Annotated in this window: 14 protein-coding genes; 11 read left to right on the forward strand and 3 right to left on the reverse strand. The window is 66.4% G+C overall.

The window, feature by feature from the left end; genetic code table 11:
* Window positions 1–47: 47 nt before the first annotated feature.
* Window positions 48–1,139 (forward strand): YhjD/YihY/BrkB family envelope integrity protein, encoded by a 1,092-nt coding sequence (locus ACT3SZ_RS08455; protein WP_444618114.1) that lies wholly within the window; start codon window positions 48–50, stop codon window positions 1,137–1,139.
* Between the two features lie 13 nt (window positions 1,140–1,152).
* Here ACT3SZ_RS08455 and ACT3SZ_RS08460 read toward each other — a convergent pair whose 3' ends face one another.
* Entirely contained in the window at window positions 1,153–2,460 is a 1,308-nt protein-coding gene (locus ACT3SZ_RS08460; protein ID WP_444618115.1) for a D-alanyl-D-alanine carboxypeptidase family protein, read from the reverse strand.
* A gap of 71 nt (window positions 2,461–2,531) precedes the next feature.
* On the opposite strand from ACT3SZ_RS08460, the gene ACT3SZ_RS08465 reads away from it, so the two are divergent.
* Complete coding sequence (locus tag ACT3SZ_RS08465) at window positions 2,532–3,878, forward strand: adenosine deaminase (RefSeq protein WP_444618116.1); 1,347 nt, start codon at window positions 2,532–2,534, stop codon at window positions 3,876–3,878.
* Here the strand turns inward: ACT3SZ_RS08465 and ACT3SZ_RS08470 are convergent.
* Window positions 3,875–4,531 (reverse strand): DUF1707 SHOCT-like domain-containing protein, encoded by a 657-nt coding sequence (locus ACT3SZ_RS08470; protein WP_444618117.1) that lies wholly within the window; start codon window positions 4,529–4,531, stop codon window positions 3,875–3,877. The genes ACT3SZ_RS08465 and ACT3SZ_RS08470 overlap by 4 nt on opposite strands.
* A gap of 414 nt (window positions 4,532–4,945) precedes the next feature.
* Between ACT3SZ_RS08470 and ACT3SZ_RS08475 the strand changes: the two genes are divergently transcribed.
* From ACT3SZ_RS08475 to ACT3SZ_RS08515, 9 genes are all read left to right on the forward strand, one after another.
* Entirely contained in the window at window positions 4,946–5,632 is a 687-nt protein-coding gene (locus ACT3SZ_RS08475; protein ID WP_444618118.1) for a hypothetical protein, read from the forward strand.
* A 304-nt stretch (window positions 5,633–5,936) separates the two neighbouring features.
* Entirely contained in the window at window positions 5,937–6,950 is a 1,014-nt protein-coding gene (locus ACT3SZ_RS08480) for a substrate-binding domain-containing protein (RefSeq protein ID WP_444618119.1), read from the forward strand.
* Window positions 6,947–7,948, forward strand: a complete 1,002-nt coding sequence (locus ACT3SZ_RS08485) for an ABC transporter permease (RefSeq protein ID WP_444618120.1) — start codon at window positions 6,947–6,949, stop codon at window positions 7,946–7,948. Before ACT3SZ_RS08480 ends, ACT3SZ_RS08485 begins: the two co-directional genes overlap by 4 nt.
* Window positions 7,945–8,709: an ATP-binding cassette domain-containing protein gene (locus tag ACT3SZ_RS08490; RefSeq protein ID WP_444618121.1), complete on the forward strand. Its 765-nt coding sequence runs from the start codon at window positions 7,945–7,947 to the stop codon at window positions 8,707–8,709. The genes ACT3SZ_RS08485 and ACT3SZ_RS08490 overlap by 4 nt, the downstream gene beginning before the upstream one ends.
* A gap of 12 nt (window positions 8,710–8,721) precedes the next feature.
* Window positions 8,722–9,429: a hypothetical protein gene (locus tag ACT3SZ_RS08495; protein ID WP_444618122.1), complete on the forward strand. Its 708-nt coding sequence runs from the start codon at window positions 8,722–8,724 to the stop codon at window positions 9,427–9,429.
* Between the two features lie 63 nt (window positions 9,430–9,492).
* Entirely contained in the window at window positions 9,493–10,251 is a 759-nt protein-coding gene (locus tag ACT3SZ_RS08500) for a hypothetical protein (protein ID WP_444618123.1), read from the forward strand.
* Entirely contained in the window at window positions 10,248–11,813 is a 1,566-nt protein-coding gene (locus ACT3SZ_RS08505; protein ID WP_444618124.1) for a serine/threonine-protein kinase, read from the forward strand. The genes ACT3SZ_RS08500 and ACT3SZ_RS08505 overlap by 4 nt, the downstream gene beginning before the upstream one ends.
* A gap of 133 nt (window positions 11,814–11,946) precedes the next feature.
* Window positions 11,947–12,948 carry a hypothetical protein gene (locus tag ACT3SZ_RS08510; protein WP_444618125.1) on the forward strand — a complete coding sequence of 334 codons (1,002 nt, stop codon included), beginning with the start codon at window positions 11,947–11,949 and terminating at the stop codon, window positions 12,946–12,948.
* Window position 12,949: 1 nt separating this feature from the next.
* Window positions 12,950–13,705, forward strand: coding sequence for a Trp biosynthesis-associated membrane protein (locus ACT3SZ_RS08515; protein ID WP_444618126.1), 756 nt, complete (start codon window positions 12,950–12,952; stop codon window positions 13,703–13,705).
* Between the two features lie 23 nt (window positions 13,706–13,728).
* On the opposite strand, the gene ACT3SZ_RS08520 is transcribed toward ACT3SZ_RS08515, so the two are convergent.
* Window positions 13,729–15,210 carry a DUF222 domain-containing protein gene (locus ACT3SZ_RS08520; RefSeq protein ID WP_444618127.1) on the reverse strand — a complete coding sequence of 494 codons (1,482 nt, stop codon included), beginning with the start codon at window positions 15,208–15,210 and terminating at the stop codon, window positions 13,729–13,731.
* Window positions 15,211–15,290: the final 80 nt, after the last annotated feature.

A 15,290-nucleotide genomic window follows, 5' to 3' on the forward strand; every position in this document is an offset into this window, starting at 1 on the left:
CCTTTATTACTGACGACCAAGAGACATACACAAGAGGAGTCCTTCCGATGGCTCGCACGATCACCGCCTCCGACCGGGACAAGTTGGACGACCACGGCATCGAACGGTCCACGGACGACTCCCCGGGGGCGATCGACCGCTACCGGGACAAGTGGCCGTGGTTCGACCACGTGATGCGCATGAATGAGCGCTACACCGACCAGGGCGGCAACCACTTCGCCGCCGGCATTACCTACTTCTCGGTCCTGTCGATCTTCCCGCTGATCATGCTGGTTTTCGCCACCGTGGCGATGGTCGTGGCCGGCAACGAGGAATTGCTCGACGAGATCATGGACACCGTGACCGAGTCCGCGGGCGGTGAGCTTGGCGACACGATCAACGACATCATCACCCAGGCGATCGACCAGCGCGGCAGCGTGTTCGGTATTGGTCTCGTGTTGGCCCTGTGGACCGGGCTGGGCTGGATGGCCAACCTGCGTATGGGCGTCTCGGAGATGTGGAAGGTCCCCGGCAAGGCGGAGAATTTCCTCAAGGGCAAGATCAGCGACCTGATCGGCCTGTTCGGCCTGCTCATTGCCCTGGCGGTGGCGTTCGCCGTGACCGCCATCGGCGGCGGCGGTTTCACCACGAGTGCGCTGGATGCCATCGGGCTGGGCGACATCCCCGGCATCAGGTTCATCACCTGGCTGGTGGCCCTGGTCGTGGCGCTGATCGCCAACTGGATCGTCTTCTTCTGGCTGATGCTCTACCTGCCGCGGTACCGCGTCCCGCGACCGGCTGCGGCCCGTGCCGCGGTGATCGGTGCGGTGGCCTTCGAGGTCATCAAGCAGGTGGCCACGATGATCTTCTCCAACGCACTGTCCAACCCGGCGGGCGCGGCCTTCGGCCCGGTCATCGGTGTGATGGTCGTGCTCTACCTGGTCTGGCGGGTCACCCTCTACCTCGCCGCCTGGACAGCAACCACCCCGGAGGCGTTGGCGGAGATGGTGCCGGACGCACCGCCCGCCGCGGTCATCCGCGTGCGCCAGGAGGTGCGGCCCGGAGCGCGTGCCGTCAGCCCCGTCGGCCTCGTCGGAATCGGTACCGCCGTCGGCGCAGCCGCGGCCGGCCTGCTCAGCAGGGCCCGACGCCGCCGCTAGGATCCGGCCGCGTTTAGCGGCGCCGGAAGCGCGCCGCGCCCGCGGCGAGCACGCCGAGCAGCAGGACGGCGATACCGACGCCGGCGATCGCACGCACGTCCACGCCGCTGGCGTCATCGTCGGAGACGGCGTCGGACGCATCCTGCGCCGGGGCGTCCTGCGTGGTGCTTTCTTGCGGGGCGGGTTCCTCCTCCGGTGCGTCGAGCGTGCCGATAGACGCGTCGGCCGGGGCGGCGAAGGCGGCGTCGAGGATGGCGCTGGCCTGCTCCGCGGGGCGTCCTGCGGCGATCGTGGAGTTCAGCAGCACCACGCCGAGGGTGCGTCCGTCGCGTTCCGCGGCGACGGAGAAAGTGTGGCGGGCATTGTCGGTGAAGCCGGTCTTGCCGCCGATCGTGCCCGGGTAGTTGAACAGCATCTCGTTGTCGCTGGAGAGTTCGAAGCCCTCCATATCGTCGTAGCCGGGGAAGTCCATGGTCTCCTGGCCGAGGATTGCGCGGGCGTCCTCACGCTGGAAGACCTCGCGGTAGATCAGTGCCATGTCGTAGGCGGTGGTCTGCACCCCGGGGCTGTCGAGCCCGTGCACGGTGACCACGCGGGTGGCCTGTGTGCCCAGCGAATCGGCCAGTTCCTGCATCTTCGCCACCGTGGCCTCCTGGCCGCCCATGGCCTCGGCGAGTGCGATCGCGGCGTCGTTGCCGGAGCGCATCACCAGGCCCAGCAGCAGTTCACGGGCGGTGTAGCGCCCGCCCGGGCCCACGCCCACCTGTGAACCGTCCACGGCCACGGCCTCGTCACTGACCGGGATGATCTGGTCCATGTCGAGGGTGTCCAGCGCGGTCATCAGCAGCAACGCCTTGATGATCGACGCCGGACGGTACAGCCCATAGGGGTCCTTGGACGCCAGCACGTCGCCGGAGTCGACGTCGTAGACCATATAACTGCCCAGGCTGAGCCGGTCCGGCATGTCCAGGCCCGGTGCGGAGACCGGGCCGCAGGTGTCGAGGGCCTCGCCGCCGGGCCCCGGACGCTCCACCGTGATCGGTGCCGGGGCGTCCTGCCCATCGTCCGGCAGCGCGTCGGCGTCGAACGCCGGGGGAAGATCCTCGGCGAAGGGGCAGCGGTCCGTGTCGAGGAAAGGATCCGACGGCAGCGGGGAACCCGGGTCGGCAGTCAACGGCAGCCAGTCGTCCTTCTCGACACCATTGAGGCCGGCCTCCGCGGCGGCGGGAGCGGCCAGGGGACCGGCGAGGCTGACCGCCAACGACGCGGTGAGGACGGTGGCCGTGAGGGAACGGCGGCGAAGGAGAGTGTGTGCGTTCATCGGGCACCTATTCTATCGGCAGCGGGGCCGGGCACGGACATCGTGACTGCGCGGGGCTATCCTGGGGCACCATGACTGACCCCCGAGATAGTGAAGCCCAGGAAGCCCAGCAGGCCAGTGTTGACGCGGACGTGATCCGTCGGCTGCCCAAGGTCGTGCTCCATGACCACCTCGACGGCGGACTGCGGCCGCAGACCATCATCGACATTGCCGCAGAGACCGGTTACGAGGGACTGCCGACCACCGACGCCGCAGAACTGGAGAAGTGGTTCTTCGACGCCGCCAACTCCGGCGACCTGCCCACCTACCTCACCACCTTCGACCACACCACCGCCGTGATGCAGACCCGCGACTCCCTGGTCCGGGTGACCCGCGAGGCCGTCGAGGATCTTGCCGCTGACGGCGTCTGCTACGCCGAGCTGCGTTTCGCCCCCGAACAGCACCAGGCCAAGGGGCTTAGCCTGCAGGACGTCGTGGACGCCACTGTGGAAGGTGCCCGCGCCGGTGAGCGCGCCGTCGCCGAGCGTGGTGGAACCATCCACGCCCGGCTGCTGTTGTGCGCCATGCGTCACGCCGACCGCGCCGCGGAGATCGCCCAGCTGACTGTCGACAACCACGGTGAGGATAGCCCTGCGGACGGCTACGTCGTGGGCTTCGATATCGCCGGCGCGGAGGACGGCTTCCCGCCGTCGAACCACGTCGAGGCGTTCCGCATCCTGCGCGAGAACCTCGTGCCTGTCACCGTCCACGCCGGTGAGGCAGCTGGTGTGGAGTCCATCGCCGACGGCCTGCGCCAGGGTGCCGTGCGCATCGGCCACGGTGTGCGCATCTACGAGGACTTCGACGCCTCGATGAGCGGCATCGCGCTTGGTGAGGTCTCCAAGTTCGTGCGCGACCGGCGCATCCCCCTGGAGATCTGCCCGACCTCGAATACACAGACCGGTGTGTGCGAGACCATCGCCGAGCACCCGTTCAACCTGCTCTACGAACTGGGCTTCACCTGCACGGTCAACACCGACAACCGGCTGGTCTCCGGCTGCACCATGAGCGGCGAGATGATTGCGCTGGCCGAGAACTTCGGACTGGAGTACTGGCAGTTCCTGGAGATGACCACCAACGCCCTGGACAACGCCTTCTGCGACCAGCCGCTGCGCGCCATGCTGGAGCAGGACGTGATCTACCCGGCCTACGCGGAGATCGGCCGCACCCTGGGCGGGGGCGAGGGGGACGCCGCGGGGCTCACCGGGCTGCACGACGAGCACGACCACGCGCATGGCCACGGTGAGGGTGCCGGCGTTGAGGAGGTTCAGCTGTCGATGGAGAACCTGCGGGCCGAGCTCGCGGAGCTGGGGCTGAGCCTCGACGACGAGGATGACGAAGACGGCACAGACGGCGCAGCGGGCAAGACCGAGAGCTAGCCGCTCAGCCAGTCCCACCAGCTCTTCTTCAGGGGGACGCCGGGTTCGGCGACGGTGATCTTCAGGTCACCGCAGGTCGCGTGCCCGGTGAGGACGACCACGGGTGCGCCCGGGCTGAGTCGGGGCCCCTGGTCGGCCTTCACATCGCCGAAGACCAACGACATCCGGTTCTCTACCCGGATGCCTGGTGGGATGGTGATCTTCACGTCGCCGAAGATCGAGGTGACGTGAAGATGTGTCGTCGGGGCGGAGAGGGAGGCCTCGCGTAGGTCGAGCCGCACATCACCGAACAGGAGGAAGAGCTTCTCCTGCTCGGCGAGCTGGATGTTGCCGCTGCGTTGGAGGTCGCCGAACCACAGGTTCTGCGAGGGGGAATTCACCTGGGGCACACTCTGAGGTGCCGCGGCGGTCGGGAAGTCGGGGACTGGGGCTGCTGCCTTGGCGGCGAGCTCCTCGACATCTCGACTCCCACTGTTTCCCGTGACGAGGGCCTCGAGACGGTCGAATCGTTCGATGTCGGTGGTGGACCAGACCGCGTCACTGAGTTCCGAGAACTCGGTCAGGTCGATCCGCCCCTGACCGACGGCCAACGTGAGGGCGTCGTTGAGGCGGTTGCGGCGCTCGTCGGTAATCCGGTCGGGGAGGGGATCCATGTGTTCAGGGTACGTGAGTCGATCCTCCTGATGCGGGGACCACTCCCCAGCCAGATGTCTACTTTCCCAGTCAACAGCCAGTATCTCTGATATCGCCAGTGAGACACCGACTTGAAAGGAATAGAAATGACAACTCCTCCCCCCGGACGATGGAGAAGAACAGATGACGCCGACGACCGGACGAATCGTGTCACCCCGGACCCTACTTCGGAACAACGCGCACAACGCAGGCAATCGACATCATCAGGCGATCGATGGGTCTCCTACGCTGATAGCGAGACCGCGGGGCCACGAGCATCCGCCCCACGGTCAGCCCGACGCCCATCAGAGTTCCGTTCGGTCCGCTCGGAAAGTCAGATGTCCGGCGGAAGGAATCAAGAAGCGGCAAGCCACGACGATACGCTCAGTTCTCCCGTGGTCAATGCGAACGCTTCGTGGGGACAGGTGGAATCAGGATACCCTAATAACTCTGGAACTTCGGGATCAACTTTCGCGACGCCGCCGCGATATTCTGATCAGGGGGAAAACCGCGGATACAGCTCGACGGTAGGGGATACGCCAAAAAACGGTAGTATCGCGGAACGTTTCGCTACTGGAATGAGCCCGAAGGTTTTGGCGGGTTCGGCAGCGGTCCTACTTGTTCTTTCCTTTGTGTCCTACATGATGGATTGGGTCGTGGTTTCTGTGCAATGGGGTAATTCGTTCGATGGGTTCGGGGGCCGGGAAGACTTCTTTAATGGTTTTGGTGTGACCGGAGGTACGATACTGGAAGGTTCTGTCGTGCCTTTGTTATTGGCCGTGGTATCGATGGGCTTGATTATTGGCGCGATCGTATCATCCTTGATATGGGCGGGATCTAAAATCCCTGCTTTGCTAGTGATGATTTCCGGCGGCGTGCAGCTCCTTAATTCTCTGGTGGTTCTTGCGTTCTTGTCCGAGGCGGAGGATTCTGCGAAATCGATAGTGTCGGATCCTATATTTAGGCGGCCCATTGCGGACTCTGCTCTAGGGGCGGGCTGGTACTTTGCGATCATCCTTTCCATTATTTCGATTGCTCTGGGCGTTTTCTACCTAGTGTCCGTTCGTCAGAAGGGGAAGTAGGTAGCCTCTCTGCAAGGCTGGGGCTCGAAGGCGGATGGGGCTCACGCTGTCGACGCGCTCAGTGGTGATGGTCCACGGTGGGCCGGGCGGGAGCCTGCTCCCACCTTGAGCCCTCAGGTCGCCGTGGGGCCTCGGATTCGACCTGAGGGCTCAAGGTGGCGAGGGAGGCCAAGGAAGGCATAAGAAGGCGAAGGTCCAGTTCGCCCCGCCGCAGGTAAACCCACCTGAACCGATCAACTGGATCGGTAAAGTCGCAGGTCAGCCGGTTTGACTTAACCGCTTCAGAGGCATTGACTAGCGCATTGTGACTTTCAAGAAGCGGCTCCGCACCGTCCTGACCGCCGCCACCGCGACCGTCGGACTGACCACAGCACTCGCCGTCGCCGGCTGCTCCGCCACCGGTGGCGCACCCCGGGCCTCGGAGGGGGAAAGTGGTGGCGGCACCGTCGACACCCCGCGCTATGTGGTCTCCATGGTCAGCCACGGTGCGCCCGGCGACACCTACTGGGACCTCGTGCGCAAGGGCGCGGAGGACGCGGCCAAGAAGGACAACATCGAGCTGCGCTATAGCTCCGACCCGCAGGCACCGAACCAGGCCAGCCTGGTGCAGTCCGCCATCGACTCCAACGTCGACGGGATCGCGCTGACCATGCCCAACGCCAATGCCATCGGGCCGGCCGCCCAGCGTGCCGTGGATGCAGGGATCCCTGTCGTTGGCCTCAACGCCGGCATGGAGGACTACGAGCGCTACGGGCTGACCGGCTTCTTCGGCCAGGACGAAGCCGTCGCCGGGCAGAAGGCCGGCGAACGTCTCCAGGAGGAGGGGGCGAAGAAGACCCTGTGCGTGGTTCATGAACAGGGCAACTCCTCCCAGGAGGCCCGCTGCGCCGGCATCGACGAGGGACTCACCGGCGGTTCCGTGGAGATCCTCTACGTCAACGGGCAGGACCTCACCTCGGTGAAGTCCACCGTGCAGTCCAAGCTGGCTCAGGACAGTTCGATCGATTGGGTCATGGGTCTGGTCACGCCGGTCTCCCTCGTCGTCGCCGACGCCGCGGAGGACACCGGGGCGGACGTCAACATCGGCACCTTCGATACCAACGCCGAACTCGTCCCCGCTATCCGCGACGGACGCGTCAGCTTCGCCGTTGACCAGCAGCCCTACCTGCAGGGCTACATGGCCGTCGACGCCCTGTGGCTGGCGAAGCGCAACGGCACCACCGTCGGTGGCGGGCGTCCTGTGTACACCGGCCCGAGCTTCGTCGACGAGTCCAACATCGACACCATCGCCGACGCCGCGAAGGAGGGCCTGCGATGACCGGGACCCGACTGACCTCCCTGTTGCGCCGCCCCGAGTTCGCCAGCCTGATCGGTGCGGTGGCGATCTTCATCCTCTTCCTCGTCGTCGCCCCCAGTTTCCGCTCGATGGATGCCGTCGCCACCGTGCTGTACACGTCCTCCACGCTGGGCATCGTGGCACTGGCCGTGGGCCTGCTGATGATCGGTGACGAGTTCGACCTGTCGACCGGCGTCGCGGTGACCACCACGGCACTGGCGGCCACGATGATCGCCTACAACTTCCACCTGCAGACCTGGGTCGGCTCTCTGCTGGCACTGATCGTTGCCCTGGCCATCGGCTTTTTCAACGGGTGGATGGTCACCCGCACCGGCATCCCCAGCTTCCTGATCACCCTGGCCACCTTCCTCATGCTGCAGGGCCTGAACCTCGCGATCACGAAACTCGTCAACGACCAGGTCGCCACCCCGGTGATCTCGGATATGCAGGGCTACGAGTTCTGCCGCCGGCTCTTCGCCGGCTCCGTCCACATCTTCGGCGTGACCGTGCAGGTCACCGTGTTCTGGTGGCTGTTCTTCGTCGCGGTGGCCAGCTGGGTGCTGTTCAAGACCCGCTTCGGCAACTGGATCTTCGCCGTCGGAGGGAACAAGGACGCCGCCCGCGCCGTCGGCGTGCCCGTCGACCGGGTGAAGATCATCCTGTTCATGACCGTCGCCGCGTCATGCTGGTTCGTCGGCCAGCACAACCTCTACCAGTTCGACTCCATCCAGGCTGGCCAGGGCGTGGGCAATGAGTTCCTCTACATCATCGCCGCCGTCGTCGGCGGGTGCGCGATGACCGGTGGCAAGGGGACCGCCGTGGGTACCGCCATCGGCGCCCTGATCTTCGGCATGACCAACCAGGGCATCGTCTACGCCGGGTGGAACCCGGACTGGTTCAAGTTCTTCCTCGGCGGTGTGCTGCTGCTCGCCGTGCTCGCCAATAACTCCTTCTCGAAGTACTCGGAGGCCCGACAGTGACTAGTCCCGTAATCGAGCTCCGCGGCATCGGCAAGAGCTACGGCGCCTTCCGCGCCCTCGACGACATCAACCTGTCCGTCCGGGAAGGCAGCGTCACTTGCGTCCTCGGCGACAACGGTGCCGGCAAATCCACCCTGATCAAGACGCTCGCCGGCTTGCACAGCCCCTCCGACGGAGAAATCCTCGTCGACGGCGAACCCGTGAACTTCGCCAACCCGCGCGACGCACTGGCCCACGGCATCGCGACCGTCTACCAGGACCTCGCCGTCGTCGGGCAGATGCCCGTGTGGCGCAACTTCTTCCTCGGCCAGGAGATGACCGGACGCTTCGGCGTCCTGCGCGAGGCGCAGATGCGGGAGATCACCGCCGAGCGCCTGCAGCGCATGGGCGTCGACCTGAAGGACGTCTCGGTGCCGATCGCCTCGCTGTCCGGAGGGCAGCGCCAGGTGGTCGCGATCGCGCGCGCCCTGTACTTCGGCGCCCGCGTCCTGATTCTCGACGAACCCACCGCCGCCCTCGGCGTGAAACAATCTGGCATGGTGCTGAAGTTCATCGCCGCCGCTCGCGACGAGGGCGTCGGGGTCATCCTCATCACCCACAACCCGCACCACGCATACCTGGTGGGGGACCGTTTCGTCCTGCTGAATCTGGGTGGCAGCGTGCTCGACGCCGCCCGCGACGAGGTCACTCTCGAGCAGCTCACCCTGGAGATGGCCGGTGGTGGGGAACTTGATTCGCTGGCGCATGAGCTCGAACGGTAGGACTATGGCGGTATGACGTTTCCCAGCCTGTTGCCCGGCCAGGTCCTCATCGACGACCAGATCGGCCACCGAGTCGCGCTCCGCCCCGGTCAGTCGCTCACCCTTGGACGCGCCGCGGAGTTCCCCCTGGGGCCCGACGACGAGTTCATGCACCGTCGTTTCCTGCAGATCTGGGACTCCGACGGCACGTGGATGATCACCAACTGCGGCAAACGTCTCACGGCCAATATTCAGCCGAGGGCGCATAACTCCTTCAGCCAGAGCCGGCTGGGGCCCGGTGCTAGCCTGCCGCTGCCGCTGGGGGAGTCCGCGGTGGTTTTCGCTACCTCGGTGACCACCTACGAACTCGACCTCACCGTCGCCGCCACCCTGAAGCCGCCGGCCGGGACGGCCGCCACTGGACCTGCGGCCGGAGCGCCGTTGACCGTCGGGGAGCTGATCTTCAACGAGGAACAGGTCAACCTGCTGCGCGCGCTCGCCGAGCCCCTGGTCCGCCGCCCCGGGACGGACCTGTCCGAGGTACCGACCGTGAAGGACCTGGAACAGACCCTGGGATGGTCACAGAAGAAGGTGAACACCAAGATCGACTACCTTTCCAAGGCCCTTGAGGGCAGTGGCGTGACCGGATTCTCCGCCCGTAACGGCAATGCCCCGACCAGGCGTCTTGCATTGGCCAGGTATGCTCAGGAAAACTACTGGTCTCTCAGGAGACAAGGCTGACCGCGCCCCGCGCAGTGAGGACAGCGGGGACTGCGAGGTTCGCGAGGATACGGAGGAGACGGAGTGGGGAACAACGACTGGGGCGCACCTGCCTCCGGCGGCAACCCCTGGACGCAGGAGGATCTCGGTACCGGGAACACCGGGAACACCGGGAACACCGGTAGGTCAGGCGGCGCAGGGGGTCTCGCCACCGGCATCATCGTGGCGGCCATCGTCGCCGTCGTCCTGGTCGTAGGGCTCATCGCCGCCGGCATGCTCATGTGGAACAACTCCAGCGACGATGCGTCCGGCGACGACGGCTCCTCGCCGCATTTCACCGCGGTCCCCGAGTCGGACGGTCCCAGCGGGGACTCCGAGGACACCGCGACCACTGAGACCACTGAGGCGACCGAGACCACCGAGAGCCAAGCGTCCCCCTCATCGCCGGACCCCAGCACGCGGAGCACACCCAGCTCCCCGAGCACGCCCAGCACGACCAACACACCGTCGAACCTGAGTTCACAGGGGTGGCGCGGTGTGACTGATGCGTCGTGTAAATCCTCCGACCAGTGGGTCTACGCCGGGACCAATGGCGACGACTACGCGGTGATCTGCCGCGTCGGGGAACGCGGTGGCCTCTACTACCGGGGGTACTACAACGATCAGGCCGCCGAATACGACATCGACATGGACCGCGTCAGTTCGGGTCGGTGGGTGACCAACACCCTGGATCGCAACGGCTCGCGCGTGGAACTCACCGCGTCGGGCGTCCGGGTCATCGATGGCTCAGGTAAGGAGCTGTCCTCCCGCGACTTCACGTGGAGTTCCGAGGACGACAGGTGAGCGGCTGGGGAGAGGCCGACAGTAACTCCAGCGGGGACGGTCTCGCCTGGCTCGCCGCCGAACTTGAGTCCCGGCGCAACCTCACCGACCTCACGCCGATCGGCCAGGGCGGTATGGGGCACGTTTACCGTGCCTACGACCGGGGGCTACACCGCTGGGTGGCGGTGAAGGCGATCCGTCCGGAGATCGTCGGGCGGGGTGGGCCCGATGGTGGGGACGGTTACCAGCGCTTCCTCGCGGAGATGAGGACGCTGGCCACGATCCGCCACACCTCCGTGGTCAATATCCACTACGCCGATTCTGCTGACGCGCTGTCGGCCACCGGCACGGCCGCTTACTTCGTCATGGACTACGTCGACGGCGGTGACCTGGCCGAAGCATTGGCCGATCGTCGGACCACCGGGCGGCGCTTCAGCGTCGACGAGGCGTGCGACATCCTGCGTCCTATCGCCGAGGCCCTGGACCACATCCATCACCGAAACCCGCCGGTGGTGCACCGCGATCTCAAACCGGCGAATATCCTGCTTCCCCGCGACCCGCACTCCAGCGTGGGCACGACGGCGCTGCTCACCGACTTCGGCATCAGCATCGCCGGCGACGACACCCGGGTGACCTCCACCGGCATGGTGATCGGCACGGAGAAGTACATGGCCCCGGAGATCTTCACCACGGCCTCCACCTATGGCGCGCACATGGTGGACTACAACGCGGCGACCGACCGCTACGCACTCGCACTGATCGCCCTGGAGATGCTCACCCTCACTGCGTTCCGCGACACGATGTCCATGACCGCATGGCGGGGCGAACGGAAACTGCCCACGCTTACCGCCGAGGCGTTGGCACCGCAGGACGGCCCGGCCGCCGCGCACATCACCTCGGTGCTGCGCCGGGCGCTGGACAACGACCCCGGGCGTCGGTACCCGACCGCCGTGGCCTTCCTCGACGCGCTCGCCGCCCCCGCCGGTGCAGCTGGCGCCGGCAGGCAGGACGCGCAGACGCGCGAGACCCCGGTGAGCTGGGCACCCGCGCCGGCAGCGGCAGCGTCCGGAGCGTCCGGCCGACGCAGCGCGTCGCGCACACCCGTCGTCGTGCTTGGCGTCCTCGCCCTACTCGTCGTGCTCGGTGTCGGCGGGTTCCTCGGCTACCGCCACATCGCGACCCCAGCGTGGGACGCCAACGACGCCAGGATCGTCAACGCCTTCCCCAAACTCCTGCCTGACCGGCAAGGCGAAAGCGGGTGGCAGGGGATGACCTGCAACAGCAGTGATGCCCGCGGCGAGGAGGATGCCCGCGTGACCTGTCGCGGCGACGGACTGACCATGGCCGTCGTCGACTTCGGCAGCGAGGACGTCCGGGCCGCCTACATCCCCACGACAGGTGCCGAGCCATTCGAGTACGACGGCTGCCGGATCAGGACGGTCGAGGCCGCCGAGACCGGCGGCGCGATGTCAGTCTTCCCGCAGTCCGCAGACCGTACCCGGTACGCCATGCTGCTGACGGGGGAGACGGTGGACGACGCCGCCTCGGCACTCGACGTTATCCAGGGCATGCCCGTATGCTGATCGGCTGGTGATGTGAAGGGTTTTTCCGGTTTCCTGGTGTTCGATTGCCAGAGTGATGTATTAAAGTGCCCCTGAACGCCCCAGAGACGGACCAGTGACGGACCAGAAACGGCCGATAGAGACAAGGACTCCCATGGCGAACTACAACCTGTACACCGAACTGCGGCTGGACGCGGACATGCCGCCGCGCGAGATCGCAGATGTCCTCGACTCTCGTCTTGCTGACCTGCGTGCGCGGGGATTCGGTGCTGACACGCCCGAGGTCGACCAGATGCAGACCGCCCGGGCGATCCTCGGGGACCCGTACAAGCGTGACCTCTACGAGTCGGCGCTCAACGGGCCGCAGGACAATGTGGTGAACATCCGGTGGCTGCACGACCTCGCGGACACGCAGTCGCCGGGGGTGTCCGGCGGACGCGACCTCGTCGACCCTGGTGCCGGCCCTGGCGCTGGCCCTGGTATCGGGCACGATATTGACCAGGACGCCACGCGGGAAACCGCCATCGTGCCGGACCCGGAACCGGAGCTGACCCCGGACGCCACGGCGTCCACAGCTTCCACGGCCGCCACGGACCTGAGCGAGCCTCACACGGAGGCAGCGCAGGACGCTCCGGCAGAGCAGGATGCGCCGGACGTGCCGGAACCGTATGCCGCGCCGGAAGCGCAGGACGTGCAGGACGCGCAGGACGCGCAGGACGCTCCGGCGGCGCCGGCGCCGAGCGCGTGGCAGCGTCCCGCTGCGTCCCCGTCGTCACCCGCACCCGGTGGCTACCGCGGCCCACAGCACGCGGCACCGAATAACCAGTTCCAGCAGTCACCGGGTCAGGCACCCGGTCAGGCTCCCGGTCAAGCACCGCGCCAGACCTCTCAGCTCGACACGAGCACCTGGGGTGTCGGCTCACGGTCCCGCAGCGAGTCGAAGCTCTACCTCTCGCTGCTGGCAGTCATCGTCGTCGGCATGATCTACCCGCTCATCGTCCTGCTGACCGCTGGGGTCAGCGACGTGAGCCCTGAGCTTTCCGTGTTGAAGGCCACGCTGTTCACCCTCGCCCACGTCGCCACGTGGGTCAGCATCAATGAGATCATCTGGGGAATTCGTAAGATCGTGGCACCCGATAAGCACTCGGAGCAGTAGTTTGACGGACACCGGTAGGCAGGACGCGACGGCAACCCGCTCGAGGGGGCGGGTGGTTCTCGGTCAGCTCCACGCACTGGCGACCCACCATCTGGTCGTTGCTGCGGCGACGGTTGTGCTCGCCTTGCTGGCTGTCGTGGGGCTTGCGCTGCCCTGGGGTAGGACGATTGTCTCCGCAGCCGCCACCGGAGCAGCCGGCTCGCCCGCGGCCGAGGACTCCGACATGGTGTTCACAGTCTCCGGTTTCGGCATGATCACCGGTGCTTTCCGGGCGATCGGTCTGCAGGAAATCCGGGTGGACGCGACGCTTCTGTCACTGGCCTGTGGGCTGCTACTGCTCGTGCTGGCCGCAGCTGTGCTCATCGGATTCACCGCGCTGCGGCGTGTGGCTTCTATCGTGGTCGCTGCCTGCGGTGCTGGTTTCGTCGGGTATGCGGTCTACGGGTTGGTGACGGCACTCGGGGTGGAGGATGAGTTCCTCCCGGCCGATGACGGTGCAGGAGGGCAGAGCACTGAACTCTTGCGATCCTTGCTCGGGTCCGTTCACACGACGACCGGGCCGGGGGAGTACGTGGTGCTCGTTGCTGGCCTTCTTCTGCTGGTGCTGGGCGCGTACTTCGCCCTGCGTTCGGCCTATCCGTGGTCGAATCCTCCTGACGACGACGCACTGAAGGGAGCGCCGTCGGTGCAGCGCACGCCGGAGCAGCAGCCGGCACAGGACACCGCGACTGGCATAGGCACCGCCGAGCGGCCTTAACTCCAGCCGGAGTTGCTGGTGGGTTAGGGCGGGTCACCACTGGTTGTCGTATCTTTACTCCCAGTGCTCCCCGGTTTCTTCTTTCCCGTCCTCTTGCGCAGTTGATCACGGTAGAGGCGGCGCCTCGCGGCACCGGGGTGGCGGCGCACCGTGGGGTGGTCATTGTGTACAGGACTGCGTGTCGGATCCTCGCCGACGGGCGGTGTCCAGATGACCCGGCGCCCGGTGCCATCTTCCGCCGGGATGGTCCACCATCGGTCCGGATTCGTGCGGGAATCATCCACCCGGGCGTGCATAGCGGGTGAGACCAACGTGAGGTTCTCGAGGTCGGTCTCGCCACCTGCGCTCCACCCGTCGATGTGGTGGACGTGGCAGTGCGCAGGGGCACTGTCGGTGCCCGGAGCCGAACTGATGCCCTCCTCGCCGACGAGGGCGAGGTACTGGTCCAGGCTCCCGAGTCTGCGGGACCGGCCGAAGCACAGCGTGCTGCCGTCCACGTCGAGAACCTGCAGGCAGGTCTCCAGGCGGTCGGTATCTTCCAGCAGTGTGGATGCTGGGACGTGCACGCCCACGTCCGTCAGCGCGGTCCCGGTACGTGCGATGAATTGTTCGACGGGCATCACAGCGACGATCGTCGTCGCACCACGACCGGGGTTCAGGGCACGTCCGGGGCCGTAGCCGGAGTGGACGGCAGCGGCGAGCGCGTCGTGACGGCGCTGCTCTGGGGTGCGGGTGTCCTCGGCGGCGGCATCTTCGTCCAGAAGGTCACCAGTTTTGGCGTGGTCGGCCATGAGACGCTGCATCGACGCGGCGAGGTGCGGGGTCAGGGTGCCGCGGATCGACGTCATGCCGTCGACGCCCTGCTTCCCGAGCGTCAGAGACCGCATCCTGCGGTGGTCTTTCTCGGTATAGGGCTCGTCGGCCCCGACGAGGTCCAGGAGGAAGTTGCGCAGGGAGTCGAGGATGTCCGGGCCCTGTTTCCTGGCAAGGTCGGCGACGGGTTCATCGGCGATGCGAGTGATCTCCGGCTGGATCGCGGCCGGCAGCGCCCGGATCTGCCGGTCGGCTTTCTCTATCCCGGTGGCGTCGAGCAGGCCTTCTTCGACCAGTTTGGTCAGGTGCGGCATGTGCTCAACGTGCGGCGCGGTGGGATCCGGCCCCCAAGGGTCGGGCCGTTCGGCGGTGCGAGACCAGCCGGTGAGACGGGTCTTTGCATCGCGGAGGGTGGTGTTGAGGATCTCGCACAGTGCCCGGGCGCGTCGCTGCGGTCCGGCGGGGAGATCAGCCTCGTGGGCGGAGATGAATGCGGAATCCGCTAGTGCGAGCTTCTTGCGGGCACGTTCCAGCTTCTGCACCGCTTGCAGCCTGGCGGACTCCTCGAGCCTGGACCAGACGTCCGGGCCGGAGGCGATGACGTCCTCCGCTGCGGCATCGAGCCGCTCCACCGCTTCGAGGAGGTCGGCGGTCGACCCGACCAGGCCTGCTGGTGGTTCTACCTCTGACATCCCCGCCACCCCCTTCGATCATGTGTTCCGTTGGCCCGCCCTACATGAATCTTTTATCTGCCAACTAACAGTAATGTTCG

Origin of the sequence: Corynebacterium sp. AOP40-9SA-29, assembly GCF_052377405.1 — a bacterium.
Classification (GTDB): domain Bacteria; phylum Actinomycetota; class Actinomycetes; order Mycobacteriales; family Mycobacteriaceae; genus Corynebacterium.

What these genes read in the sequence shown, in the direction of transcription:
- ACT3SZ_RS08455 (WP_444618114.1), top strand. Translation starts at nt 48, where the DNA reads ATGGCTCGCACGATCACCGCCTCCGACCGGGACAAGTTGGACGACCAC.
- ACT3SZ_RS08460 (WP_444618115.1), bottom strand. Translation starts at nt 2,460, where the DNA reads ATGAACGCACACACTCTCCTTCGCCGCCGTTCCCTCACGGCCACCGTC.
- ACT3SZ_RS08465 (WP_444618116.1), top strand. Translation starts at nt 2,532, where the DNA reads ATGACTGACCCCCGAGATAGTGAAGCCCAGGAAGCCCAGCAGGCCAGT.
- ACT3SZ_RS08470 (WP_444618117.1), bottom strand. Translation starts at nt 4,531, where the DNA reads ATGGATCCCCTCCCCGACCGGATTACCGACGAGCGCCGCAACCGCCTC.
- ACT3SZ_RS08485 (WP_444618120.1), top strand. Translation starts at nt 6,947, where the DNA reads ATGACCGGGACCCGACTGACCTCCCTGTTGCGCCGCCCCGAGTTCGCC.
- ACT3SZ_RS08495 (WP_444618122.1), top strand. Translation starts at nt 8,722, where the DNA reads ATGACGTTTCCCAGCCTGTTGCCCGGCCAGGTCCTCATCGACGACCAG.
- ACT3SZ_RS08510 (WP_444618125.1), top strand. Translation starts at nt 11,947, where the DNA reads ATGGCGAACTACAACCTGTACACCGAACTGCGGCTGGACGCGGACATG.
- ACT3SZ_RS08520 (WP_444618127.1), bottom strand. Translation starts at nt 15,210, where the DNA reads ATGTCAGAGGTAGAACCACCAGCAGGCCTGGTCGGGTCGACCGCCGAC.